20 protein-coding genes and 1 pseudogene are annotated in these 24885 nt (G+C 47.3%); 9 read left to right on the forward strand and 12 right to left on the reverse strand.

Annotation, left to right across the window (positions count from 1 at the left end):
• Window positions 1–62 precede the first annotated feature (62 nt).
• Complete coding sequence (locus EIH25_RS02660; RefSeq protein WP_124098375.1) at window positions 63–1775, reverse strand: polysaccharide biosynthesis protein; 1713 nt, start codon at window positions 1773–1775, stop codon at window positions 63–65.
• 220 nt (window positions 1776–1995) lie between these two features.
• Here EIH25_RS02660 and EIH25_RS02665 point away from each other — a divergent pair, with 220 nt between their 5' ends.
• The 7 genes and pseudogenes from EIH25_RS02665 to EIH25_RS02695 all read left to right on the forward strand — a co-directional run.
• Entirely contained in the window at window positions 1996–3189 is a 1194-nt protein-coding gene (locus tag EIH25_RS02665; RefSeq protein WP_124099647.1) for a PLP-dependent aminotransferase family protein, read from the forward strand.
• A gap of 138 nt (window positions 3190–3327) precedes the next feature.
• Window positions 3328–3786: a hypothetical protein gene (locus tag EIH25_RS02670; protein ID WP_124098376.1), complete on the forward strand. Its 459-nt coding sequence runs from the start codon at window positions 3328–3330 to the stop codon at window positions 3784–3786.
• A 118-nt stretch (window positions 3787–3904) separates the two neighbouring features.
• Window positions 3905–4906: a tryptophan--tRNA ligase gene (trpS, locus tag EIH25_RS02675; protein ID WP_124098377.1), complete on the forward strand. Its 1002-nt coding sequence runs from the start codon at window positions 3905–3907 to the stop codon at window positions 4904–4906.
• Between the two features lie 25 nt (window positions 4907–4931).
• Window positions 4932–7742 (forward strand): ABC transporter permease, encoded by a 2811-nt coding sequence (locus EIH25_RS02680; protein WP_243113070.1) that lies wholly within the window; start codon window positions 4932–4934, stop codon window positions 7740–7742.
• Between the two features lie 62 nt (window positions 7743–7804).
• Window positions 7805–8026 (forward strand): hypothetical protein, encoded by a 222-nt coding sequence (locus tag EIH25_RS02685; protein ID WP_124098378.1) that lies wholly within the window; start codon window positions 7805–7807, stop codon window positions 8024–8026.
• Window positions 8027–8258: 232 nt separating this feature from the next.
• Window positions 8259–9353, forward strand: coding sequence for a redox-regulated ATPase YchF (ychF, locus tag EIH25_RS02690; protein ID WP_124098379.1), 1095 nt, complete (start codon window positions 8259–8261; stop codon window positions 9351–9353).
• Between the two features lie 27 nt (window positions 9354–9380).
• Window positions 9381–11444 (forward strand): annotated as a pseudogene (locus EIH25_RS02695) (glycoside hydrolase family 3 C-terminal domain-containing protein); the annotation flags it as partial.
• 154 nt (window positions 11445–11598) lie between these two features.
• Here the strand turns inward: EIH25_RS02695 and purD are convergent.
• The 11 genes from purD to EIH25_RS02745 all read right to left on the reverse strand — a co-directional run bounded on the left by purD (window position 11599) and on the right by EIH25_RS02745 (window position 21131).
• Entirely contained in the window at window positions 11599–12957 is a 1359-nt protein-coding gene (gene purD, locus EIH25_RS02700; RefSeq protein ID WP_124098380.1) for a phosphoribosylamine--glycine ligase, read from the reverse strand.
• 151 nt (window positions 12958–13108) lie between these two features.
• Window positions 13109–13846, reverse strand: coding sequence for a hypothetical protein (locus EIH25_RS02705; RefSeq protein WP_124098381.1), 738 nt, complete (start codon window positions 13844–13846; stop codon window positions 13109–13111).
• Window positions 13847–13874: 28 nt separating this feature from the next.
• Window positions 13875–15056 carry a phosphoribosylaminoimidazolecarboxamide formyltransferase gene (locus tag EIH25_RS02710; protein WP_124098383.1) on the reverse strand — a complete coding sequence of 394 codons (1182 nt, stop codon included), beginning with the start codon at window positions 15054–15056 and terminating at the stop codon, window positions 13875–13877.
• A 39-nt stretch (window positions 15057–15095) separates the two neighbouring features.
• Window positions 15096–15812, reverse strand: coding sequence for an IMP cyclohydrolase (locus EIH25_RS02715; RefSeq protein WP_124098384.1), 717 nt, complete (start codon window positions 15810–15812; stop codon window positions 15096–15098).
• Window positions 15813–15832: 20 nt separating this feature from the next.
• Window positions 15833–16465, reverse strand: a complete 633-nt coding sequence (gene purN / locus EIH25_RS02720; RefSeq protein WP_124098385.1) for a phosphoribosylglycinamide formyltransferase — start codon at window positions 16463–16465, stop codon at window positions 15833–15835.
• 107 nt (window positions 16466–16572) lie between these two features.
• Window positions 16573–17607 carry a phosphoribosylformylglycinamidine cyclo-ligase gene (gene purM / locus EIH25_RS02725; RefSeq protein ID WP_124098386.1) on the reverse strand — a complete coding sequence of 345 codons (1035 nt, stop codon included), beginning with the start codon at window positions 17605–17607 and terminating at the stop codon, window positions 16573–16575.
• Window positions 17608–17662: 55 nt separating this feature from the next.
• The gene (gene purF / locus EIH25_RS02730; protein ID WP_124098388.1) at window positions 17663–19087 is read right to left on the reverse strand and encodes an amidophosphoribosyltransferase; all 1425 of its coding nucleotides are present in this window, start codon (window positions 19085–19087) and stop codon (window positions 17663–17665) included.
• A gap of 68 nt (window positions 19088–19155) precedes the next feature.
• Window positions 19156–19878 (reverse strand): phosphoribosylaminoimidazolesuccinocarboxamide synthase, encoded by a 723-nt coding sequence (purC, locus tag EIH25_RS02735; RefSeq protein ID WP_124098390.1) that lies wholly within the window; start codon window positions 19876–19878, stop codon window positions 19156–19158.
• Window positions 19879–19950: 72 nt separating this feature from the next.
• Window positions 19951–20448 carry a 5-(carboxyamino)imidazole ribonucleotide mutase gene (gene purE / locus EIH25_RS02740; RefSeq protein ID WP_124098391.1) on the reverse strand — a complete coding sequence of 166 codons (498 nt, stop codon included), beginning with the start codon at window positions 20446–20448 and terminating at the stop codon, window positions 19951–19953.
• 115 nt (window positions 20449–20563) lie between these two features.
• Window positions 20564–20695: a hypothetical protein gene (locus EIH25_RS12655; protein ID WP_279254425.1), complete on the reverse strand. Its 132-nt coding sequence runs from the start codon at window positions 20693–20695 to the stop codon at window positions 20564–20566.
• 184 nt (window positions 20696–20879) lie between these two features.
• Entirely contained in the window at window positions 20880–21131 is a 252-nt protein-coding gene (locus tag EIH25_RS02745) for a hypothetical protein (protein ID WP_124098392.1), read from the reverse strand.
• Between the two features lie 196 nt (window positions 21132–21327).
• Here EIH25_RS02745 and rsmA point away from each other — a divergent pair, with 196 nt between their 5' ends.
• Both rsmA and EIH25_RS02755 read left to right on the forward strand, forming a co-directional pair.
• Window positions 21328–22194, forward strand: coding sequence for a 16S rRNA (adenine(1518)-N(6)/adenine(1519)-N(6))-dimethyltransferase RsmA (gene rsmA, locus EIH25_RS02750; protein WP_124098393.1), 867 nt, complete (start codon window positions 21328–21330; stop codon window positions 22192–22194).
• A 168-nt stretch (window positions 22195–22362) separates the two neighbouring features.
• Entirely contained in the window at window positions 22363–24645 is a 2283-nt protein-coding gene (locus EIH25_RS02755) for a SpoIIE family protein phosphatase (RefSeq protein ID WP_124098395.1), read from the forward strand.
• The last annotated feature ends 240 nt before the right edge of the window (window positions 24646–24885 follow it).

A 24885-nucleotide genomic window follows, 5' to 3' on the forward strand; every position in this document is an offset into this window, starting at 1 on the left:
CCTAAATACCTCCCTGAAATCCAAAGGATACCTTATAATCATAACTCAAATCGAAAAAAATTTCAATAGGTTTTATAAATTTTTTTATAAAAAAACGATTTAATCTGCTTTTTCGGCAAAACGCACAATAAATACAGTGAAAAAAAGTACATTATGCTACCTGCAAATATGGAAATTAGCAATATAACGCGGTGATTAAGATCAAAAGGAAGATAAACCGACGTAACATCATATAATAATCTGGCAGTCGCTCCGCAGAGAACACCTGAAAAAAGCGGCTTTACAAATATCTCCTTTGCACTTATTTTTACTCCCGAGGTTTTAAGCAGAGCCGCGGCGGACCATATGCAAATTATACCCTGTGAAATTACAGTGGAGATCGCGGCGCCGCATATATTCAGCTCAGGGACAGGAATAAGAATAATGTTGAAAATAAGCTTCGCCGCTCCGCTTGCAAGCATTATGATCACCGGAAGCCTTGCGCTGCCTATTGTCTGCAGCGCTGAAAAGCAGGGGATAGATATACCCATAAATATGACCCCCGCTCCCAGTATCGCGAGCGGAACTACGGATACGGCTATTTCGTCTACTCTTCCGCCGTACAGAAATTCAAGTATTTCCTTTGACAAAAGGCTTATTCCAATTCCCGACGGCACAGCTATTACAGAAGTTATAAAAAGCATTCCCGACAGGTTTTTCTGTATACAGCTGTGATCCTTTTTTGCCCATGATTCAGCCAGATTGGGAAGAATACTTTTGCCGAACATAGCCGTAAGCGTCGGAACAAGCCCGAATATTGTCACTGCCAGGCCGGTATACGAGCCGTACACGAAGTTTGGAAGCGTCCGCAAGGTCAGATCGTTTTCGGTAAGGCTGGAAAAAAGCATTTCGTTTTTTTCCAGCGCCTTTGAAAGGCAGGGGTTTATTGTGATCAGGTCTATCATATTAGTCAGAGTAGTTATTACCGAGGCTACAGCTATAGGCACCGCGTATTTGATAAGACGCTTTAAAAGCGCGGCGGTTCTGTCCGTAGATCTGTCCTGCTCCAGCATACGCCGGGTTATTCCGTCGCCGTGTATTTTTCCTGAAATTATTATGTAAAGACAGCCTATTGCGGTAGCCAGCGATACTCCCAGTATAGACGCGCCGGTCACGAACGGCAGAGCAGCCGCGCGGGCGTCGTCAATCGTACGGCAGAACCGTCCGAAGCAGCCGCCTGTCTGATAAAAGGAATTTTCCGCGCAATTCATTACCGCATATGCAAAGCCGAGACCGAATATAAGCTTGAACACCGTTTCAACTATTTCAGATACCGCCGTAGGGATCATGTTTCTAAGCCCTTCGTAGTAGCCTCTTTCAACAGACATTACAGTGCCCAGAAAAACCGAGGGAGCTACTCCTATAAGGGACCAAACCGCCGAAGGCTCGTGTATCACTCCCGAGGACAGCAGCCCGGACAGAGCGATAACCAGCAGCGACGCCGCCAGACCCAGAGCGCTGAATAAAAGCATAGATACTCTTTTTATTTTCCGTATGTTGCGGTATCTCTCGAAGGCGTAATTTTCCGCCACCATGCGTGATATTGTCGAGGGGATTCCTGAAACGACTATTGCAAATATAGGCGTAAAAACCGCATAGGCGCTGGAGAAGTAACCCATTCCCGTTCCGCCCAGCATATGCGTAAGCGGAATTTTATACATAAGCCCCAGAATTTTTGTGATTATGACCATTCCCATAAGAATGGCGGACCCCTTGAGAAAACTTTGCTTTTTCAAAACACATACCTCCGCTTTTCTTACTCTTTCTATTTTATGACAAGCTTTGGGACGTTATTACAGCAGGCTGTCCAAAACCGATTTCAGCAAGGTTGAATGCTTATCGGTGAAAATGCAATTAAAAAATATAAAAGGTCTTTATTTTTTCTCAGAAGTATGTTATAATAAAATGTCAGAATATTTATTGCAGATCGGTGATCTGCTGAAAGGAATGTTTATAATGAATTATGATTTTTCAGAAAAGGTTTCTCATCTTCAGGCTTCTGCTATCAGAGAGATTTTAAAGTTTACCGCAGACCCGGAGGTTATATCCTTTGCCGCCGGAAATCCCGCTCCCGAGGCATTTCCCGTTGAAACGCTTACCGAGCTTTCTGCCGAGATCTTTGCGGAAGACCCTATTCTTGCGCTTCAGTACAGCGTTACCGAGGGATATACGCCTTTGAGGGACGAGCTTAAAAAGCGTCTGGAAAAAGACGGCATATTTGATCCGGAAGCCGACGAGCTTATCATAACCAGCGGAGCTCAGCAGGCAAACGAGCTTACCGCCAAGGTAATGTGCGACGAGGGGGATACGCTAGTTTGCGAGGCGCCCTGCTTTATAGGCTCGCTCAACGCTTTCAAATCCTACAATGTCGATCTGCGCGGAGTTACTCTTGACCCTGACGGTATAAATCTTGAAGAGCTGGAGAAGGTTCTGAGCGGAGGAACGGTAAAGCTTATATATCTGATCCCGAATTTTCAGAATCCTACCGGTAATACCATGAGTCTTGAAAAAAGAAAGGCCGTGCTTGAGCTGGCAAAGAAATATAATACGGTTATTCTGGAGGATAACCCTTACGGCGATCTCAGATTTGCCGGAGAGGATATTCCGACGATCAAAAGCATGGATAACAGCGGAAACGTAGTGTATTCAGGAACCTTCTCCAAGGTGCTGGCTCCCGGAATACGCGTAGGCTACGCTGTGGGACCGAAGGAGATAATTCAGAAAATAGTCGTTTGCAAGCAGGTAGCTGACGTTCATTCTAATATCTGGGCTCAGGTCCTGGCTTATAAGTTCCTTACAAAGTGCGATATGGATAAGCACCTTGCTTCTCTCAGAGAGATATATAAGCATAAATGCTCTCTTATGCTTGACGCGATAGAAAAGAATTTTTCAAGCAAGGTTACCTGCACAAAGCCTGAGGGCGGACTGTTTATCTGGTGTACGCTGCCTTCGGACTGCGATATGATGTCCTTCTGTTCCAGAGCGGTGCAGGAATATAAGGTGGCTCTGGTACCGGGAACGGCGTTTATGGTCAACGAAACTGATAAGACCACTTCCTTCAGAGTCAATTTCTCCACGCCAACTGACGAGCAGATAGTAAAGGGCTGTGAAATGGTGGGCAGGCTTTCTAAGGAGATGTTCGGAGAATAAGGCAAAACGCTGTAATTGCCAAAGCCGTCCTTATGATCCGCTTTGCCGGAGAGCACAAAAAGCTGTGCGATAGCCGTGCTTCAGAGCAAATAGTCTAAACAGGAGGGAGGTCCGCTCGGAGGTCGTCCGAGGAATATTATGAAGGTCAACTTTACGCTGCTGCAGATCGTTCTGACGACGGTTTCGGTTTTTGTGCTGTGCTCATGCGCCGCCGCCGACTGCTTTCTCATCTACCTTGATATAGTTGATGTAAACAGCAATTCCTTTGTTATCAACGGCGTTATAAGCATAGCCGCCGCGGTTGTATTTCTTATCCTGATTTTCAGACCCTCGCTTACCGGCTTTGTCAGAAAGGACAGCGGTGAAAATCCCGCTCCCGCGCTTTCGGCGGTCAGGACATATCTATGCTTTCTCGCGCTTGACGCTGCGGCGATACTTTCTATTATGCTTTTCGGAGCGGTGCTTTCCGAAAATGTGGTAATGTATATTCTGATCTTGGCTCCGCTGCTGTTTATTATAGGAGCGGTAAAGTACGTTTTCGATGTGCGCAGAATAGGCGTCGACGAGAGCGGGGGAGAGGATGACCCGCACACATAATTACAACGTATGAGCGTAATATGACAGTGTTATTGCAATTATCTGCCGATCAATGCAGAATAAATCAATTAAGAAACGGAGGAAAGTCCGGCATTGCTCAGACTGCCGGGCGAATGAGATGAGTGAAAACAAGAAACTGATTTTCAGCGGTATCCAGCCTACAGGCACGTTCACGCTGGGTAACTACCTTGGGGCGGTAAAGAACTGGGGGCCGCTTCAGGACGAATATGACTGCGTTTATTCAATAGTAGACCTTCACGCTATAACTGTAAGGCAGGATCCCGTTAAGCTGAGGCAGAATTCCATGCAGGCGTACGCTCTGCTTCAGGCGTGCGGACTTGACCCTAAAAAATCTATACTGTTTTTCCAGAGTCATAATAAGTGCCACGCCGAGCTTAGCTGGGTGTTAAGCTGTACCACGCAGTTCGGAGAGCTTACCAGAATGACTCAGTTCAAGGATAAGTCCGCCAAGCACGCGGACAACATCAACGCGGGACTGTTTACCTATCCTGTGCTTATGGCGGCCGATATTCTCGCGTATAACGCCGATCTTGTTCCTATCGGTATCGATCAAAAACAGCACCTGGAGCTTGCCAGAAACATAGCGCAGCGGTTCAATCAGCGTTACGGCGAATTCTTTACTCTGCCTGAGCCGTATATACCTAAGGCGGGAGCGAAGATAATGTCGCTGCAGGAGCCGACCAAGAAAATGTCCAAGTCTGATGAGAATCCTAACGCCTGTATTCTTATACTTGACGATAAGGATACTATAATCCGCAAATTCAAGAGAGCGGTTACAGATTCCGAAGCCGAGGTAAGGTATGCCGAGGGCAAGGACGGAATTAACAATCTTATGACTATATATTCAGCGGTTACCGGAAAGACTATGGACGAGATAGAAGCTGAATTTTTCGGCAAGGGCTACGGCGATTTCAAGCTTGCTGTCGGAGAAGCGGTCGCCGATCATTTAGAGCCTGTAAGAAGCGAGTTTTCAAGGCTTATAAACGATAAGGCTTATCTGAAGGAATGTTACGTTGACGGAGCTCAGAGAGCCGAAAGAATCACCCAGAGAATCCTTACGAAGGTATACCGCAAGGTAGGATTTGTAGACGCGAAATGATTTTTACGGAAAGGAGCCGGTAAAAATGAAAAATGCTATGCTGCTTGATACTGTGCGTGAAATTAAAAATTCGCTGAGCAGGTTCCTTTCTATTTTTACTATTATCGCGCTGGGCTGCGGATTCTTTTCGGGAATCAAGGCGACAATGCCTGATATGATAGATACTGCTTCTCAGTATTTCATCGACAACAATCTGATGGATTATAAGCTTATGTCGAATATAGGCATAAAATCCGAGGACGTTCAGGCTGTGAGAAACGCCGGAGGAGTGGAGGGCGCTCTTCCGGGGTATTCAAAAGACGTTTTCTACTATTATAACAACCAGAACTGCGTTTTAAAGGTTATGTCCTATAACGCGAAGGTTTCCGGCGAAAGCCCCAACCGTATCAACAGCCCTGTTCTGCTGGAAGGAAGAATGCCGGAAAAATCAGGCGAATGCGTGGTCGAGGTGAAAATGTCCACGCCTGATACCTTTAAAGTCGGAAATAAGCTTACTATTTCATCTCCTACCGAGGACGAGGATATTCTGGATTCCTTTGCTACCGATACCTTTGAGATAGTCGGGATAGTTACGTCGCCTCTGTATATCGGATACGAAAGGGACGCTACCAACGTGGGAAACGGAACGGTCAACAGCTATATAATCGTACCCGAGGAGGATTTTGTGCTGGATTATTACAGCGAGCTGTACATAACCTTTGAGGGGCTGGACGAATACGATCCCTTTTCGCAGGAGTATACCGACGCTGTAAATCAAAAGAAGGATAAAGCCGTTGAGGCGTTTACCGCAAGCGTTCAGTCCAGATATGACCGGCTGCTGTCAGACGCCCGTTCGGAGCTTGAAAGCGCGGAGCTGAAGGCACAGACGCTGGAGGAGGTTCTGTCCTCAGATACCGCCGCGCTTGAGGAGATGAAGCGGCAGGGGACCTCAGATCTGGAGCAGCTTCAGGCTCAGTATGACGCAATGAGCAATCAGGAATCGGCGCAGGGCTATCTGATGAAATCGCAGCTTATTCAGGCTCAGGACAAGCTTGATATTCTTGAGGAGCTTATAAGCTCCAGAAACGACGGAAAAACAGAGGCTGATGAAAAATATGCTTTTCAGCTTGAGCAGGCAAAGGCAGAGATAGCCGCTGCGGGAGAACAGCTGGAAGCCATGCCGGAGCTGAAAGTTTACGAGTCGGACAGATTTTCAAGCACGGACTACAGCTCCTTTAAAAACGACAGTGAAAAGGTAGACGCCGTTGCCAAGGTGTTCCCGGTATTCTTCATTCTTATTGCCGCCCTTGTCTGTCTTACTACTATGACCAGAATGGTGGAGGAGCAGAGGATACAGATAGGAACCTACAAGGCGCTGGGCTATTCGTCGGGAAGGATAATTTCAAAGTATCTGGTCTATGCGGCGCTCGCCGCGGCTCTGGGCAGCTGTATAGGCACTGCTGTCGGACTTCAGGTTTTCCCGTATATAATCTATGACAGCTATAAGATAATGTATAATATTCCGAGCATAGATACTCCCTTCAAGCCTGTTTACATGATACTTTGCATGACCGTATCGCTGATCTGCACCTGCTCGGCTGTGGTGTATTCGTGTATAAGAGAGCTTAAAGCTCAGCCCTCACAGCTTATGAGGCCAAGACCTCCCGTTTCGGGCAGAAGGGTCATACTTGAAAAGGTTGGTTTTGTGTGGAAGCGTCTTGACTTTCTGGCAAAGGTGACCGTCAGAAACCTGCTCAGATATAAAAAGCGGTTTTTTATGACGGTGATAGGAGTTGCCGGCTGTACCGCGCTGATCGTGACAGGCTTCGGGCTTAAATACTCCATAAAATCAATTGCTGACAAGCAGTTCAACGAGGTTTTCGATTATGACGCCGTTGTGGTCATGAATCAGGACAGCCTTGATAAAACTCCTTCCCCTGCGGATAAGCTGGAGGACTTTGAGGAAATAGACAGCCGTATACCGTTCTGTCTGATTGAATCGACGGCTGAAAGCGAAGATAATTCCCAGTCGGTAAGCGTGGTGGTTCCAAGCGAAAAGGAGCTGCTGGGGGATTATATACAGCTTAAAAGCGTTGACGGCGGAAAGGAGTGCAGGCTGGGGGACGATGAGGTTATCATTACCGAAAAGCTGGCGAAAATGCTTGATCTTGAAGCCGGCGGCAGTTTTGAGATCTATTCCGATGATAAAGGACGAGTAAGCGTAAGTATAGGCGCGGTAGTCAAAAACTACGCTTTGCATTATGTATATATGTCGCCGGAGCTTTATGAAAAGCTTTACGGAGAGGAACCTGTCTATAATCTGGCGTATATAAAGCTTACCGACGGATCGGACGAAAACGCCTTCAAGGAAAGCCTTATAAGCGATTCGGAGGATTTTTTGGGTATCACGTCCAAGACCGACAGCAGCCGAGGATTTTTAAATTCGGTAGACAGCCTGAATACTATAGTTCTGCTTCTCATTTTCTGCGCGGGACTGCTTGCCGTTATAGTGCTTTATAATCTGGCAAATATCAATATAACCGAGCGAAAAAGGGAGATTGCAACTATAAAGGTTCTGGGCTTTTACGACGGGGAAACCTCGGCGTATATTTACAGGGAAAATATCATATCCGCGGTTATAGGAATAGCGATCGGTCTGGCGGTGGGAAAGATACTGCATTATTTCGTGGTTATAACTACCGAGATAGATATAGTAATGTTTAACCGTACCCTTGTATGGTGGGCGTACATTCTGGGAGCGCTTCTTACGATGGCGTTTGCCGCCGCCGTTAATGTGGTGCTGCATTTCAAGCTTAAGAAGATAGATATGGTTGAATCTCTGAAATCAATCGAGTAATATTATCAGCGAAGTTTAATACAGGAGCGTTCGGCTTTTGTTTACATACGGGAGGATTTAGCATGGAAAATGAGAACAGAAAAAACAGAAGGATAAATTGGTGGGCGCTGCTGGCTTCGTTTCTGCTCGGAGCTGTCGCGGGTTATTTTCTTGCCCCGGCTAAAAAGGGAATGATCATCGGTAGCTACAATGGCAACAATTTTGTTCCTGATGATTTCGATGATTTCAGCGATGACGATGACGGTGAGCCGTGGGAGGACGAAACTCAGTCGTATTCCTTCTGATATGCCGCTTTTAAGCGGTTATGCCGACGTAATTAAGAGATCCGTAGGTTTTCGGCGGCATAATGAGCTGCGGCTTTAAATGTGAAAGGGTAAAAACCATTCAATAAGTGGTACTGCTCCTTAGGGCTTTAGTCGTGGATTCAGTACCCGACTTAAGAACGTAGAGGACTCCCGCCTAAGAGGCGGGGGACATCCGTTCAAGTGATAATTTTTTACGAAAGGCGTAATAAATATGAAGCTAGGTATGGTAGGTCTGCCTAACGTGGGCAAATCAACACTTTTTAATGCACTGACAAATGCAGGAGCGGAATCGGCAAACTATCCGTTCTGCACAATTGAACCAAACGTGGGAATAGTATCTGTTCCCGACGAAAGGCTTGAAAAGCTGAGAGATATGTACAACCCGGTCAAGTTTACTCCGGCTGTACTTGAATTTGTGGATATTGCAGGTCTTGTCAAGGGCGCTTCCAAGGGCGAGGGTCTGGGAAACAAGTTTCTTTCAAATATCCGCGAGGTGGACGCTGTCGTTCATGTGGTAAGATGCTTTGAGGACGATAATATTGTGCACGTTGACGGAAGCATAAATCCCGCGAGAGATATTGAAACGATAGACCTTGAGCTTATTTTTTCCGATGTGGAGCTTATCGAGAGAAAGCTTGACAGAACGAAAAAAGCAATGAAGGGCGATAAGTCTCTTGCTTCGGCAGTGGATTTTCTGGAAAGACTGAAGGCTCATCTTGAGGAGGGCAGACCGGCGAGAGCCTTTGAAATGACCGGCGAAGAGCTTGAGCTTCTCAGAGAAACGCCGCTGCTGTCCTTAAAGCCGGTGATTTACGCTGCAAATATGTCTGAGGATGACTTTATAAATAATATCGACTCGAATCCGCACTATAAGGCGGTATGCGATATTGCGCAGAGCGAGGGCAGCGCGGTGTTCCCGATCTGCGCTCAGATAGAGGCTGAGATCGCGGACATGAACGACGAGGACAAGGCAATGTTTCTGGGGGAGCTTGGTCTTGAAACCTCAGGACTTAACCGTATAATCAAAGAGGGTTACGCTCTGCTCGGACTTATTTCATTTCTTACGGCAGGCGAGCCGGAGGTAAGGGCGTGGACGATAAAAAAGGGCACGAAAGCGCCGCAGGCGGCAGGAAAGATCCATACTGACTTTGAAAAGGGATTTATCCGCGCGGAGGTAGTTTCCTTTGACGATCTTATGAAATGCGGCTCGATGACAGGCGCGAAGGAAAAGGGACTTGTCCGTCTTGAGGGCAAGGATTACGATATGCAGGACGGAGATATAGTTCTTTTCAGGTTTAACGTGTGATTTTAGTGCGAGAGTAAGGAGGTCGGGGCGGTGAAAAGCTTTAAGGAGCAGGCGAAGCGTCTTGTATCCGAGATGACTCTGGAAGAAAAATGTTCACAGCTCAGATACGATTCGCCTGCTGTTACGCGTCTTGGTATAGATTCATACAACTGGTGGAACGAAGGACTTCACGGCGTCGCCAGAGCGGGGACGGCTACGGTTTTTCCCCAGGCCATTGCAATGGCGGCGGCTTTTGACACGGAGCTGATTTTTAAGGCGGCTGACATTATTTCGACCGAAGCTCGGGCAAAATACAACTACGCTCATAAGCGGGGCGACAACGATATATATAAGGGACTCACCCTTTGGAGCCCGAACGTCAATATATTCCGCGATCCGCGCTGGGGACGAGGACAGGAAACCTACGGCGAGGATCCATTTCTTACGGCGGCGCTGGGAACGGCTTTTGTCAAGGGCCTTCAGGGAAACGGCGAATATCTTAAGACCGCCGCCTGCGCGAAGCATTTTGCGGTTCACAGCGGCCCGGAAGCGGTTCGCCACGAGTTTAACGCCTTAGTCAGCGAAAAGGATCTGAGGGAAACCTATCTTTATGCCTTTGAAAAGCTGACGGAAGCCGGAGTGCAGGGAATAATGGGGGCGTATAACCGTGTGAACGGAGAGCCTGCCTGCGCCTCGGCACACCTTATGGATATTCTGTATAACGAGTGGAATTACGACGGATATTTTGTTTCCGACTGCTGGGCGATAAGAGATTTTCACACACACCATATGGTGACCTCAACAGCTGAGGAATCCGCCGCTATGGCAATAAGCTCAGGCTGTGATATAAATTGCGGAAATACCTACCTTCACGCCGTTAAAGCGGTCAGGGACGGGCTTCTGGAGGAAAAGTACATAGACCGTTCGGCGGCTAAGGCTTTGGAGATACGCTTAAAGCTTGGAATGGGAGCGAAAACCGAATACGATGATATTTCCTTTGACTGTATCGACTGTGACGAGCATAACGCCGCGTCGCTGGAGCTGGCTCAGAAGTCTATGGTTTTGCTGAAAAACGACGGTATTCTGCCCCTTGATAAAAGCAGGATCAAAAAGCTAGGCGTTATAGGTCCAAACGCCGACAGCAGGGCAGCGCTTTATGGAAATTACTGCGGAACCTCGTCCCGCTGCATTACCTTTCTGGAGGGAATACGAGAGGAATTCGGCGGCAGAGTATATTATTCCGAGGGCTGTCATCTGTATAAGGACAGCTGCGAAAACCTGGCGCTTCCTTACGACAGACTTTCGGAGGCTGAGGAGGTTGCTGCAAATTCAGACGCCGTAATTCTCTGCGTCGGTCTTGACGCCGGACTGGAGGGCGAGGAGGGCGATACGGGCAACTCCTACGCCGCCGGCGACAAAACTGATCTTCAGCTTCCGAAAGCTCAGCAGCTGCTGATCGAACGGGTGCTGAAAGCCGGAAAACCTACAGTAATAGTTCTTGCGTCAGGCAGCTGTGTAAACGTAGGAACCGATAAAATGAACGCGCTGATAAGCGCGTGGTATCCCGGAGCAATGGGCGGCAGGGCTTTGGCGGATATTATCTTCGGCAAAATATCGCCCTCGGGTAAGCTGCCGGTCACCTTTTATAGATCGGCTGAGGGTCTGCCTGATTTTGAGGATTACTCAATGAGGGGCAGGACCTACCGCTATACTCAGGATAATATTCTTTATCCGTTCGGCTACGGTCTGACTTATTCCGAATGCCGTGCCGAAAGCCTGTCTTTTTCTAACGGAAAGGCGGTGTGTACCGTTAAAAATAACGGAAATTACAACACTGACGAGGTTTTGCAGCTTTATGTAAAAATACACGGCAGCGATTTTGCCGTCCCTAATTATTCTCTTTGCGGTTTTAAGCGTATAAGCCTTAAAAGCGGCGAAAGCAGAACCGTTGAGCTTGAAATTCCGAACGAAAGCTTTATGGTTGTGGACAGCTGCGGAAAAAGACGTAAGGAAGGAACAGGATTTACTCTCTACGCCGGATTTTCTCAGCCCGATAAGCTCAGCTGCGTGCTTACGGGTTCAGGCTGCGCTGAAATAAGCTGTTCTTTCTGAACAAAGTCTGAAACCTGACAAAACCTCATAATAAAAACCGGGCGAGGCAGACTGCACCTGCGTTTAAGGCGTAAATACGCTTTAAAATACTTTGGTGCGGTTCGTCCTCGGTCCGGTTTTTGTTTTGCAATTGATAGATTTTTGTCGGCTTGCTTTACTGTCTTAAATAAACGCCGTTTTCCTCAAGATAATCCTCAAGATCCTGTTTGTATTCCAGATCAAGAGGATCGGAGATCAGGGCTTTCATAGCCCTTTGCCCTATGTCCTTTCTGTAGTGAGCGTTTTCAAAGCTTATTTTTGCTGCGCCGGCATAGGCGTTGTCTATAGAACCTTTAAGGGTAAGTCCTTTTGCGGTCACTCCGAGAACACGTCCGCCGTTTGTAAGGAATTTTCCGTCTGAAAGCTTTGTTCCCGCATGGAAAACCTCGCAGCCGTCAACCTGTCCTCTGCTGTCAAGCCCCGATATTTCCAGACCCTTCGGATAAGAAAGGGGATAGCCGCCGCTTGCCATTACTACGCAGGTACAGCAGCCGTCGCTCCATTTTACGTCGACGCCGGAAAGAGTGTGGCTGTAAATAGCCTCCATAATGTCCACCAGATCGGTTTCAAGCATAGGGAGAACAACCTGCGTTTCCGGATCTCCGAAGCGGCAGTTATATTCGATCACCTTAGGACCGTCCGGCGTAAGCATAAGCCCGAAATACAGACAGCCCTCAAATGTTCTGCCCTCGGCGTTCATAGCGTTCATTGTAGGAATAAAGATTTTTTCCATACATTCCTTTGCTATATCCTCTGTGTAGTAAGGATTAGGCGCAACGGTGCCCATACCGCCGGTGTTCAGACCCTCGTCGTTGTCGTAAGCTCTTTTGTGATCCATGGAAGAAAGCATTGGCGCCATAGTTTTTCCGTCAGTAAAGGAAAGCACAGAAACCTCAGGACCTGTAAGATATTCCTCTACAACTATAGTTGAGCTGCTTTCGCCGAACTTTTTGTCGTCGATCATTGAACGGATAGCTTCGACCGCTTCATTTTCGTTCTGAGCAAGGATAACTCCCTTTCCGAGAGCAAGACCGTCAGCCTTAATTACCGCGGGATAGGTATTCTGTTCCCTGACATAGGCAATCGCGTCCTCGCTGTCTGTAAACACTTCGTATTTTGCGGTGGGGATACCGTATTTTTTCATCAGCTCCTTGGAAAACACCTTGGAGCCCTCAATAATCGCGGCGTTTTTCTTAGGTCCGAACGTCATAAAGCCTTTTGCCTGCAAAGCGTCCACCATTCCCATAACCAGCGGATCGTCGGGGGCGACAACTACCAGATCGACGGCAAGCTGCTGCGCAAGCTGTACAACTCCGTCTATATCCGTCGCGGAAATATCGAAGCATTCAGCTCCGTCAGCTTCTATTCCACCGTTTCCGGGCGTGCAGTAAATTTTTTCGGCTTTCGGCGACTGGGCAAGCTTTCTGATGATCGCGTGCTCGCGTCCGCCGCTTCCGACTACCAGTATTTTCATTTTACAATCATTCCTTTCCGGGCTTTTGAGAATTGAAGAACAAACAGCGCGCCGCAGCGTGCGCGAATTATGCCTTACACGCTCCGGCCGGCTTATGATATGAAATCACTGAACGCCGACCAAACAGCGTTCAGTGAATATCGGTATGGTTTTAGATGATTTCAAAGGAATTTATAACATCGTTAAAATCGCTTTCAACAGAATCGAACACAGACTCCTCGGCGCCGTAGCTTATAGCGTAGATATATCCGTTTTCTACAAGGATAACCTGATTCATTTTCATCACAAAGGCGTCGGACTGGCTTACGTTAAGAGAAACAAGACAGCCGTCCATTCCGTTGACCGTAATTTCGCTCGTACCAGTAACCTCATATCCGTCTATTGCGTCGTACTGGGATTCTACGATCTCAGCGTATTCTGATGGAGTATATGAACCTAAAACTCCCGCCTGCTGCGCGAGGATATTAAAGTTTGCGGTTGCCATCATAGCGTCGCTGCTGTCTCCGGTGTACATGAACATACATTCAAGCCCTGAAGCTGTACCTGTGTCGGAAGCGTCTGTCCAGAGATTTTCGTCTACTTTAATCGTGTAGCCTGTTCCGGTGAAAACTCCGTCCTTGTATCCCTTTTCCGCAGCGTCAGCTTCAGAATCGTCCGCGTCAGAGCTCTCCGCCTCTGATACTTCCGCTTCGGATTCTTCGTTTGAAGATTCATCCGCCTCAGATTCCTCGCCTGAAGATTCATCAGCCGAGCTTTCCTCAGCAGCTGCCGAAGAGGTTACCGAAGCCTTTGAGTCCTTCTCTGATTCCGATGATTCGTCGTCGCTTTCGCAGGCTGTGAAAGCCATAACGAGTGATGCCGCCATAGCGGCGATAAGCAGTTTTTTCATAATAAAACTCTCCTCTATAAAATTAAGATTAGTGATGGAATAATCTTATTCCCGTAAATGCCATAGCCATGTTATACTTGTTGCAGGTCATGATAACATGGTCGTCTCTGATCGAGCCGCCCGGTTCGGCAATGTATCTTACGCCGCTCTTTTTAGCTCTTTCTATATTATCGCCGAAGGGGAAGAAAGCGTCCGAGCCAAGACATACGTCCGTATTCTTTTCAAGCCACGCTTTTTGCTCTTCCTTGGTGAATACTTCCGGCTTGACCTTAAACATCTTCTGCCATTCGCCCTCTGCCAGAACGTCCATATATTCGTCCGAAATGTAAACGTCAATGGTGTTGTCCCTGTCCGGACGGCGTATATCGTCAACAAACTGAAGTCCCAGAACCTTGGGATGCTGTCTGAGCCACCAGATATCGGCTTTGTTTCCCGCAAGCCTTGTGCAGTGTATTCTTGACTGCTGACCCGCGCCGATGCCGATCGCCTGACCGTCCTTGACGTAGCATACGCTGTTGGACTGGGTATATTTCAGAGCGATAAGGGAGATGAGAAGATCTTCCTTTTTATCCTGAGGAATATCCTTGTTTTCAGTCACAATATTGGACAGCAGCTCGTCGTTTATGTCAAGCTCGTTTCTGCCCTGTTCAAAGGTAACTCCGAAAACCTGCTTTCTTTCGATAGGCTCAGGAACATAGTTTTCGTCGATTTTTATAATGTTGTATGTGCCCTTTCTTTTGGATTTGAGAATGTCAAGAGCCTCCTCGCTGTATCCGGGGGCGATAATTCCGTCGGAAACCTCTCTCTGGATCATCTTAGCGGTGCAGGCGTCACATTCATCTGAAAGAGCAATAAAATCTCCGTAGGACGACATTCTGTCGGCGCCTCTTGCTCTCGCGTAAGCGCAGGCAAGGGGAGAAAGCTCGCCAAGATCGTCCACAAAGTAGATTTTTTTCAGAGTATCCGAAAGCGGTCTGCCGATCGCGGCGCCGGCAGGCGAAACGTGCTTGAAAGAAGTTGCCGCGGGCATTCCGGTCGCCTTTTTCAGCTCCCTGACCAGCTGCCAGCCGTTAAAGGCGTCAAGCAGGTTGATATAGCCCGGCTTTCCGTTAAGCACCTCGATAGGCAGCTCCGAGCCGTTTTCCATAAAAACTCTTGACGGCTTTTGATTTGGATTACAGCCGTATTTTAAAAGCATTTCGTTAGCCATTATATTTCCTCCTATGTTCATATTTTTTGAAATCACTTGTTATTTACTGTATTTATTAACTATTCTGGATACCGCCTTGCCGGTTTCAATATCAATGTATCTTACAAAAAGCGAAACCTTGTTGTCCTCGTTAAGGCTTTCCCAGAGCTTAGCTGTAAATTCCTCAATATCGTTCGGTACCGCGATCTTCTTAGGCTCTCCCTCAAAGCTCGGCAGGGGATTTCCGTCGCCCATATATGTGTGGATAAAATGACCGAAGCCGTTTATCGGATTTGTATAGGTATATGTAAATCTCTCGCAGCAGTCAGGGTTTCCGTCCGCGGATTTAAGTATCGACATAGCATAATTATATGCGCCGTTTTCAATGTGCATGATTCCCGAGATTCTCGGAGTATAATTCGGAGCGTCGTCCTCGTATTCCCTTGTTCTCAGCGACTGCTCAAAGGTCTGCTGCTTGTCCATAAGCTCATAGATCGTATCGGTCTGATCTCCGTTGGTGACAATAGTCTTATTTCCCAGTACGCGGACAGGGGAGTAGATGATAAGGTGCGGGTCGGTAAGCTTTGACGGATCTGCCGCCTCGGTCTTGATCCCGTCGGAAGTTTCGGTAAAAACCCTGTTTCTGGAATTAACGCTTCTGCCCATGATAAAATAAGCGGTAACCGCGTTTTTCCCGTCGGCGGATTTACCGATCACAATTCCTCTTCCGGGATAGGAGTTGGATTTAAGCTCTTCATAAATGTCAAGTGTTTTCATTATTTTTCCTCCTCTGTATTTCAGTCCGCAAGATCAACATAAGCCCTGCCGTTCCTGACGGTTATTCTGTCCTCGCAGAACAGCGACACAGCTTCGGGGAGTATCTTCCATTCAGCCTGCTCCATAACTCTTTTCTGAAGGGTTTCCGGCGTATCGTCGTTTTCAACAGCAACGCCCTTCTGCAGAATAATCGGTCCTCCGTCGCATACCTCGGTAACGAAGTGGACCGTCGCGCCTGTAAGCTTTACGCCCTTTTCCAGAACGGCCTCGTGAACGTGAAGCCCGTAAAAGCCTTTACCGCAGAAGCTTGGAATAAGCGCGGGGTGCACATTCATCATTTTGTAAGGGTATGCTTTGACGATCTGCTCGTCAAGGATTGTCATAAATCCGGCGTAAACCACCAGGTCAGCCTTTTCCTCCATAAGCGCGTCGGTTATAGCCTTGGTATACGACGCGGCGTCGGGATAATCCTTTCTCGGTATTACTCTGGTGGAAATTCCGTTGTTTTCCGCTCTTTTCAGAGCGTAAGCATCCTCCTTGGAGGAAATAACGCAGGTGATTTTTCCGCCGTTGATTTCCCCGCGGTTCTGGGCGTCTATCATAGCCTGCAAATTTGTTCCGCCGCCGGAAACCAAAACGCAAATATTTTTCATAGCTTCTCCTTTGCTTGCCGCGCAGGCTGCCGCGCCGCAGGATTTTTTAATTACATGATTCTCAGAATACATTCAAGATAACGGAACGAACCTGCCGCAAAAATACGTCAGCAGATAACAACGCCGTAATCGCCCTCCACAAGCTCTCCAAGAACGTAAGCTTCTTCGCCCGCGCTGTTAATCGCGCTGATAGCCTTGTCGGCGTCGTTTTTATCTACAACAACCGTCATTCCGACGCCCATATTAAAGGTATTGAACATATCCCTTTCGGGAATATTTCCTGTCTGAGCAATGAGATCGAATATAGGAAGCACCTGAACCGCTTTTCTTTCGATCTTAGCCGACAGTCCGTCCGGCAGAGATCTGGGGATATTTTCATAGAATCCGCCGCCGGTGATATGTGAAATGGATTTTACCTTTACGCTGTCAAGAAGCTTCATAACAGCCTTGACATATATCTTAGTAGGCGTGAGCAGAACGTTTCCGAGCGTAGTGCCAAGATCGGAATAATGTCTTGCAAGGTTCGATTCGTTTACTGTGAACACCTTTCTTACAAGCGAAAAACCGTTGGAATGAACGCCGCTTGATTTGATGGCGATCATAACGTCGCCCGCCTTCTGGGTATCCGGCTTGAGTATCTTATCCTTATCCACGACTCCTACGGCAAAGCCGGCAAGGTCATATTCGTCAACGGGATAAAATCCGGGCATTTCAGCAGTTTCTCCTCCGATAAGCGCCGCTCCGGACTGAACGCAGCCCTCAGCTACTCCGGAAACTATTTTAGCGATCTTTTCGGGGTAATTCTTGCCGACCGCAATGTAGTCGAGGAAAAACTGAGGCTTTGCGCCGCAGCATATAATGTCGTTTACGCACATTGCAACGCAGTCGATTCCGACGGTATCGTGCTTATCCATAAGAAAAGCGATTTTAAGCTTTGTGCCTACGCCGTCTGTTCCCGATACAAGAACAGGCTTTGAGATACCTGTCATATCAAGCTCGAACAGACCGCCGAAGCCGCCCAGTCCGCTGAGAACTCCGCTTGTCATCGTGCGGGCAACGTACTGCTTCATAAGCTCTACCGCTTTGTATCCGGCGGTAACGTCAACGCCGGCTTCCTTGTAGCTGTTTGAGTAACTGTTCATAATAAAATCCTTTCAAGATGTATTCTCAACAGCGGTTTGTTACCCTGCAAACCGCTTATTTGTTCTCTGATATTCTGTATTCAAATTTATCCTTCGGCATTTCCTTGGGAACCTCTATAGGATATTTTTCATTAAAGCAGCCTACGCAGAAATCGCAATCCGAATTGCCCGCAAGCTTCTTAACGCTTTCAACGCTGAGGTAGCCGAGACTGTCGGCGCCCAAATGCCTGCATATTTCCTCGTTCGTCATACGGCAGGCGATAAGCTTGTCCTTGCTGTCGATATCCGTGCCGAAGTAACACGGACCGACGAATGGCGGAGATGAGATCCTGACGTGAACCTCTTTCGCGCCCGCGTCTCTGAGAAGCCTTACTATCCTTGCCGAGGTGGTTCCTCTTACGATACTGTCGTCTATCATAACGACTCTTTTGCCCTTTACCGTATTGGATACGGCGTTAAGCTTGATTTTCACCGAATTGGTGCGCTCCTTCTGCGTCGGCTGAATAAAGGTTCTGCCGATGTAGCGGTTTTTGATAAAGCCGATCCCGTAAGGGATTCCGCTTTCCTGAGAAAATCCCAGAGCGGCGTCAAGTCCGGAATCCGGCACGCCTATAACTATATCGGCGTCAACAGGGTGCTCACGCCAGAGATATTTTCCGGCTCTGAGCCTTGCCTTATGAACGCTGGAGCCTTCGATCACCGAATCGGGACGGGCAAAGTATACATATTCAAAAACGCATATCGTACCCTTGCCGCCGCAGTGGCTTTCAACGGAGCGAAGTCCGTTTTTGTCGATAATAACAATTTCTCCCGGCTTGATGTCCCTGATGAATTCAGCGCCTATGCTGTCGAAAGCGCAGGTTTCAGAAGAAACCACATATCCGCCGTCGATCTTTCCGAGAGAAAGCGGTCTGAAGCCGTTGGGATCTCTTACCGCTATAAGCTTGGAGGGAGACATTATTACGAGCGAATACGCTCCTTTTATCTTGTCCATTGTTTTTTCCACGGCCGCTTCAATTGACGGCGAGGAAAGACGCTCCTCGGTAACGGCATATGAGATCGCTTCGGTATCGTTTGTGGTATGGAATATCATACCCTTGTTTTCATATTTTTCGCGCAGCTCGCGGGCGTTGGTAAGGTTTCCGTTATGGGCTATAGCCAGCGGACCCTTGACATGGCGCACTACCAGCGGCTGAGCGTTGGCGGCGTTGCAGTTTCCGGTGGTGGAATAGCGCACATGACCTATAGCGATATTGCCTTGTCCGAGCCGTTCAAGGGTATCCTTATCAAAAACCTGATTTACCAGTCCAAGATTTTTATGCTGTCTGAAAACTCCGTCGTCGTTCACAACGATCCCGCAGCTTTCCTGCCCCCTGTGCTGGAGGGCGTAAAGAGCGACGTACGTCTGCGCGGCAACGTCGCTTGTTTTATCGGTATAAATACCGAAAACACCGCATTCTTCATGTATAGAATCAAACATTAGCAGAACCTCTTATTAAATTTAATTAGCTGAATATGTGTCAAAACGCTGGTATGTTGTATCAGTTATCAAAGATCGGCGCCGGTAACTCTCTTCATCATTTCCTGATAAGCGTCCTCTACGCCGCCCATATCTCTGCGGAATCTGTCCTTGTCAAGCTTTTCATGAGTTGTTGAATCCCAGAAACGGCAGGTATCGGGCGAGATTTCGTCGGCGAGAATGATCTTTCCGTGAAATCTTCCGAATTCGATCTTGAAGTCGATAAGATCAACGTTTACCTTTTTGAAAAACTTAACCATAAAGTCGTTTACCATAAAGGCGTATTTTGTAATATCTTCGATCTCTTCCTCGGTTGCAAGGTCAAGTCCGAGAGCGTAATACTTGTTGATAAAGGGATCGCCAAGCTCGTCGCACTTGTAGCTGAATTCAAGAGTAGGCTGCTTGAGTGGAGTGCCCTCGGCGATTCCCAGCTTCTTGGAAAAGCTTCCTGCGGCAACGTTTCTTACGATGACCTCAAGAGGAACGATCTCCACTTTTTTTACAATCGTTTCCCTGTCGCTTATTTCTTTTACAAGGTGAGTCGGCACGCCTTCCTTTTCCAGCATACTGAGCATAAGGTTTGTCATTTTGTTATTGATAGCGCCCTTGCCCATAATAGTGCCTTTTTTCTCGCCGTTGAAAGCTGTGGCGTCGTCCTTGTAGTCAACGATAACAAGGTCAGGATCGTTGGTGGCGTATACCTTTTTCGCCTTGCCCTCGTAGAGCTGTTCGGTTTTTACGATGTTTTCCATATTAACTTCCTCCTGAAATATATATCAATGTTTATTTACCTGAGATCGAAGAGTCTTTGGCTGCATACGTTATTACAGCTCTGCAATACGCTCCTGAAGCGCTTTGTCCTTTGCTTTTACTCCCTCGATCATTTCGCTCTTTGCCTGCAAAAGCTTTTCGCTGAGAGCGTCGTCGGAAAGCGCAAGCATTTGTATCGCAAGCACAGCCGCGTTTTTCGCGCCGTTTATGGCTACGGTAGCGACGGGGATACCGGAAGGCATCATAACGGTTGCAAGCAGCGCGTCGAGTCCGTCAAGTGCAGCTGATTTAATTGGAATACCGATAACCGGCAGCGTAGTGTGCCCCGCGATAACTCCGGCAAGGTGAGCCGCCATTCCGGCAGCGCAGATTATAACTCCGAAGCCGTTTTCTCTGGCTTTGGAAGCAAATTCGGAAGCAAGCTCCGGCGTTCTGTGAGCCGACATTACTCTGCATTCTACAGGAACTCCGTATTTTTTCAGCTCGCATACAGCGTCCTTAACAACGGGAAAATCGCTGTCACTTCCCATAATGACCGCAACTTTTTTCATAATGCATCCTCCTACTGAGCATAATAAATATTACCGGTTCGACTGGCGAGATAAAGCGTTTGGCTTAAATCGCTGCTCCGGTCAAGAAAAAAACTGCAACTATAGCGTTGCAGTTTTAAATTTTGCAGTTATAAATATGATTTGAGTGCGAAAAAGCAAGAACACGTCCGAAAAAAACGGACATATCCTGTGAAATATTAGAGAAACGCAAGGAACAAGCGGCTCTTGAAGAATCAGCTGTTTTCATTCCTTTTCCTCCTGAAAACACTCAAAATAATAGTAAAGGTTCGGCTCCGCTTTGTTTTACAAAAGCTTTACTCCGTCAGAACATAGAACCTTACATTAATATTGTACTATATTTATATAGAAATTTCAACACTATATTATATAAAATTTATATCAAATAAACGGTGATTCGTTGTGCAAATTTACTATATATTGAATTTGGGATTCATATTGTCGGTATATATGCCGCCTGAAGTATTAAGCGAACCGTCAGCCATATTTTCCACAAGTCTGTGCATTTCCTCTTTTGAGTGGACGCTGTGAGTGCTTGAAATAAGCTGCTGCTTTTGTTCTGACGTCAGTCTGGTGAAATATTCCATCGCAAGAGGATTCTGCGCCATCGCCATGGCAAGCCCAAGAGGCATATCAAGACCGTTGGAATAATTTCTTTTATCCATTGAAAACGCTCCCTTCATAAAATTTCCCGGGAAATACCCGTACTTATATTTTCTCCAGTACGGCAGAAAATAAACTGTGAGGTGCAAAAAATAATATTTCTTGTTGGTTGACAAAATGTAAATATCATGTTAAAATAATCAATATTAATTTGCTGCGGATAAAGAATTATCCGTGCGGAAGGAACAGAATTTTGATATGGATAATCTTTGCGACATCAATGTAATAAAAGACGTTCTCGGACGGCACAGCTTTACCTTTTCAAAGGCGCTGGGGCAGAATTTTCTTGTCAATCCTACTGTCTGTCCGAAAATTGCTCAGATGGGCAACGCCGAAAGGGGCTTCGGGATAATCGAGATAGGAACAGGTATAGGAGTGCTTACAAACGAGCTGGCAAAACGGGCTGACAAGGTTGTAGCGGTTGAGATCGACAGCCGTCTGATACCCGTGCTTGAGGAAACTCTTTCGGAGCATTCAAATGTTAAGATAATAAACGATGATATAATGAAGGTCGATCTTCACAGGCTGATACAGGAGGAGTTCGGAGGACTTCAGGTAGCGGTATGCGCCAATCTTCCGTATTACATCACCTCTCCGGTTATAATGAGGCTTTTGGAGGAAAGGCTGCCGATAAGGTCTGTAACGGTCATGGTGCAGAAGGAAGCGGGTCAGCGCTTGTGTGCGAAAATGGGCACAAGAGAAATGGGTGCGGTTACGGTCGCCGTAAATTATTTTTCAGAGCCTAAGCTGCTTTTTAACGTGTCCAGAGGCAGCTTTATGCCGCCGCCCAACGTGGACAGCTGCGTTGTAAGGTTTGACGTCAGGGAAAATACTCCCGCGGGAGTGACGGACGAAAAATTCTTTTTTAAAACTGTAAGGGGAGCGTTTTCTCAGAGGCGGAAAACTCTTGTCAATTCAGTTTCGGCTTCGCTTGGAATAGATAAGCCGAAGGCTGCCGAGGCGGTGAAACGTTCCGGTTTAGAGGAAAACGTTAGACCGGAAAAGCTTTCGATGGAGCAGCTTATAAAATTTTCGGAGGAGCTTAAGACCATATGCGGGCTTTAAAGCAAATCTCCGCCAAATACAAGTCGCGCTGCGTATTTTTAACGATTACTGTCGTTTTGTGCAGATGAAAATACTATAATATTCCCTTATTTATGACATATTACGCCGTATATTTTTGCTATGATATTATTATTCAAGCCGTGCAAAATATAGGAAGTGGTGATAATAATGTTGAAAATAAAGGGAAAGGCGGACGTACGTGCTTCCGGCAGAAGCGTGAACGTTATCGGCTGTATTCTTACCGCGGCAGCGGCGTTTCTGGCGTCGCTGGGGAAAATAATGGGGTATCCGTCGCCTGTAAACGTAGCGGTAGCCGTGTTCTCGGGGAGATATATAATTCCCGCGTTTCTCGGCTCGGCGCTCAGCTACATAATTTTCGGAAATATTGAAAACGGCATAATACAGCTTTGCTCCATATTGGTGATTGCCGGAATAAGACTTACCGTTTTGCATGACAGCCGCAAGGACAATCCGGTTTTCATGAGTCTGCTCACCTCGGGCGTTATGATACTGTTCAGCTGCGTTATGTCGATTGCCGTACCTGCGGACGCTTATACTGCGTCGCTGCGGATGATAACCGCGCTGATCGGCGGATGTCTGGTGTTTATAGCCAAAACCGTACAGCAGAATTACCGCTGCGAGGGAGTTTTTGAACTGAGCGGACTTAACGGGGTTTTTGCGGCTATTCTTTATATTATGGCTGTTTCTACACTTGCCGCTGTTCCTCTGCCTTATATAAATGCCGGAAGAATATTCGGAGCGTTCGCTCTGCTGGCGTCTGTCAGAAAATATAAGACGGCGGGCGGAGCGGTTGTCGGAGCGCTTACCACCTGCGGTATACTGCTTTACAGCCCTTCTCTTGCCGGAAACACGCTGCTGCTGGCGACATCGGGTCTGATCTGCGGGGCGTTCGTACAGTTCGGGGCGCTTGCGGCGGTTATGGTCTTTATCGGTACGTCGCTGGTAAGCCTTGTCGCGATAGGAATCAATTCAGATACGTTTTTCATGTTTGCCGATATTCTTGCCGGAGCTGTAATATTTATTGCCTGTCCGGCAGCTTTTCTGAAAAAAACTGCGGCGAGATTTTTCGGGGTGCGGAGCTCTGTGGATCTTGTGGGGCAGACGGCTTCGTCAAGACTTAATTTTGCTTCAAAAACGCTGGGAGATATACGGGGACAGATAGCGCTGGTATCCGCCGCGATAGATAAGAAGGCTGAAAATGCCGATCTGAAAGTGAGAGTATGCGCTGCGGTTTGCGGAAACTGCCAGATGTTCGCGGTGTGCTGGAAAAAATCGCGCGGTACGGCAAAGCAGGCTTTTGAAAGGCTTGAGCAGACTGTTATGAGATATAACGGAATCAGCGAAATGGATGTGGAAAAACGTCTGCCAATGTGCTGTAGAGTATCTGAGCTTACCGACGGCTTTAATGAGATATACAAGAATCTGCTTGCCGAAAAGGCTGACAATATAAGAGTCAAAGAGCTGCGGGAGATAATGACCGAGCAGCTTTCGTCCATGGAGGATATGCTCAGCGATCTTTCATACAGGGTAGGACAGGTAAGAGCGGTCGATCCTTCGCTTTCGGCTCAGGTAAGGGATTATTTTGCGCAGCTTGGATATCCTAACGCCAAGACGTGCGTTTATATAGATGAGAACAGCACGCAAAGAGTAGAGGTTTTCCTTACCGCGAAATTCAAGGGAGATCTTGTAAGACTGACCACAGGAATAAGCGCTATTGCGGAAAATGATTTTGACATACCTGTAATTACTCAGGTGGATAACGTAAGCAAGCTTTCGTTTAATGAACTGCCGGACTTTGAAATTCAGACCGGAACCTTTCAGGCGTCCAGCGGCGACAACGAGTATTCCGGCGATACGCTGGACACGCTCGGGCTTACCGCCTGTGAAAAATATGTCATTCTTTCGGACGGAATGGGAACGGGGAAAAGAGCAAGGCTGGATTCGATGTTTGCGGTCAGTTTGGCGTGCAGGCTTTTAAAGGCGGGATTTTCAATGACTACCGCTCACAGACTTATTAATTCGGTTCTAAGGGTAAAGGGCTGGGAGGAGTCCTTTGCAACTCTTGATTTGCTGCGGCTTGATCTGTGCGGAGGAAGCGCCGAATTTCTCAAATCCGGAGCCGCTCCCGCCTATCTCTACCGGGACGGAGCCTTTAAGATTATAGGAGGACAGGCGTTTCCTGCCGGTATCCTGGCGGAATGTGTTCCGGACAGCTTCAGCTTTAAGCTTTTCAGGGGCGATATTATTATAATGTCTTCCGACGGAGTGGGGGAAAGCACTGTGCGAAAGCTTTCGGCAATATTGAAAAAAGGGATCACACAGCCAGCCGAAATCGCTCAGAAGCTGGGAGAGTATGCCATGAATGTCAAGAGCGGCGGAAAGCGTGACGATATTTCGATTGCGGTCATTTTTGTTGATGTAAGGAAATAGATTTGAATATTGGCAAAAAATTATTGTCAATATGCACAAAAACTACTGTTGAAATATGTGATAAACTGAAAATAATAACTAAAACTATTGCAAATACGTTTAAAATGGGTTAAAATAAAACCATGGGAATATTTATATTTAAAATTCCCATGGGGTGGGAAAATTTGCCGGCAGTTAAGGCTTTTTTTCACTGCTGCAGATCCGGCGCTTGGTATTGACCGGGCGGCGTACAGACGCGGA

The sequence above is a fragment of the Ruminococcus sp. Marseille-P6503 genome (assembly GCF_900604945.1).
Lineage (GTDB): Bacteria > Bacillota > Clostridia > Oscillospirales > Ruminococcaceae > FB2012.

Excerpts from the sequence above, each read along its gene's own strand:
- EIH25_RS02665 (WP_124099647.1), top strand. The coding sequence starts at position 1,996 with ATGAATTATGATTTTTCAGAAAAGGTTTCTCATCTTCAGGCTTCTGCT.
- EIH25_RS02670 (WP_124098376.1), top strand. The coding sequence starts at position 3,328 with ATGAAGGTCAACTTTACGCTGCTGCAGATCGTTCTGACGACGGTTTCG.
- trpS (WP_124098377.1), top strand. The coding sequence starts at position 3,905 with ATGAGTGAAAACAAGAAACTGATTTTCAGCGGTATCCAGCCTACAGGC.
- EIH25_RS02680 (WP_243113070.1), top strand. The coding sequence starts at position 4,932 with ATGAAAAATGCTATGCTGCTTGATACTGTGCGTGAAATTAAAAATTCG.
- EIH25_RS02685 (WP_124098378.1), top strand. The coding sequence starts at position 7,805 with ATGGAAAATGAGAACAGAAAAAACAGAAGGATAAATTGGTGGGCGCTG.
- ychF (WP_124098379.1), top strand. The coding sequence starts at position 8,259 with ATGAAGCTAGGTATGGTAGGTCTGCCTAACGTGGGCAAATCAACACTT.
- purD (WP_124098380.1), bottom strand. The coding sequence starts at position 12,957 with ATGAAAATACTGGTAGTCGGAAGCGGCGGACGCGAGCACGCGATCATC.
- EIH25_RS02705 (WP_124098381.1), bottom strand. The coding sequence starts at position 13,846 with ATGAAAAAACTGCTTATCGCCGCTATGGCGGCATCACTCGTTATGGCT.
- EIH25_RS02710 (WP_124098383.1), bottom strand. The coding sequence starts at position 15,056 with ATGGCTAACGAAATGCTTTTAAAATACGGCTGTAATCCAAATCAAAAG.
- EIH25_RS02715 (WP_124098384.1), bottom strand. The coding sequence starts at position 15,812 with ATGAAAACACTTGACATTTATGAAGAGCTTAAATCCAACTCCTATCCC.
- purN (WP_124098385.1), bottom strand. The coding sequence starts at position 16,465 with ATGAAAAATATTTGCGTTTTGGTTTCCGGCGGCGGAACAAATTTGCAG.
- purM (WP_124098386.1), bottom strand. The coding sequence starts at position 17,607 with ATGAACAGTTACTCAAACAGCTACAAGGAAGCCGGCGTTGACGTTACC.
- purF (WP_124098388.1), bottom strand. The coding sequence starts at position 19,087 with ATGTTTGATTCTATACATGAAGAATGCGGTGTTTTCGGTATTTATACC.
- purC (WP_124098390.1), bottom strand. The coding sequence starts at position 19,878 with ATGGAAAACATCGTAAAAACCGAACAGCTCTACGAGGGCAAGGCGAAA.
- purE (WP_124098391.1), bottom strand. The coding sequence starts at position 20,448 with ATGAAAAAAGTTGCGGTCATTATGGGAAGTGACAGCGATTTTCCCGTT.
- EIH25_RS12655 (WP_279254425.1), bottom strand. The coding sequence starts at position 20,695 with ATGAAAACAGCTGATTCTTCAAGAGCCGCTTGTTCCTTGCGTTTCTCT.
- EIH25_RS02745 (WP_124098392.1), bottom strand. The coding sequence starts at position 21,131 with ATGGATAAAAGAAATTATTCCAACGGTCTTGATATGCCTCTTGGGCTT.
- rsmA (WP_124098393.1), top strand. The coding sequence starts at position 21,328 with ATGGATAATCTTTGCGACATCAATGTAATAAAAGACGTTCTCGGACGG.
- EIH25_RS02755 (WP_124098395.1), top strand. The coding sequence starts at position 22,363 with ATGTTGAAAATAAAGGGAAAGGCGGACGTACGTGCTTCCGGCAGAAGC.